This is a genomic window from Cupriavidus sp. SIMBA_020 (assembly GCF_046535395.1).
Classification (GTDB): domain Bacteria; phylum Pseudomonadota; class Gammaproteobacteria; order Burkholderiales; family Burkholderiaceae; genus Cupriavidus; species Cupriavidus campinensis.
Genome location: NZ_JAWRWU010000926.1, coordinates 1 through 260 on the forward strand (window position 1 = coordinate 1; position 260 = coordinate 260).

1 protein-coding gene is annotated in these 260 nt (G+C 70.0%); it reads left to right on the top strand.

All coding sequences use genetic code 11. The annotated features are described in order from the left end of the window. Nucleotides 1–210, top strand: a 210-nt coding sequence (locus tag SB751_RS32150) for a Sua5 family C-terminal domain-containing protein (protein ID WP_410749282.1), incomplete at its 5' end; no start/stop codon positions are given. Between the last annotated feature and the right edge of the window lie 50 nt (nt 211–260).

The window sequence follows — 260 nt, forward strand, 5'->3', positions numbered from 1 at the left end:
GGCCTGGATGCCCGAATGCAATGGCAGCAGGTGCCGGCGGACCCGGCGCGCTACGCCCAGGCGCTGTATGCGTTGCTGCGCGACCTGGACGGCCAGGGCTTTGCCCGCATCATCGTGCAGGCCCCGCCTGCCAACGACGACTGGCACGCGGTCAACGACCGCATCGGCCGCGCGGCGGCGGCGTTCACGCTGGACACGACGGACCTGTAAGGTCTGTCTTTCCCCACGCGGACCTGTAAGGGCCGTCCTTCACGCCGTGG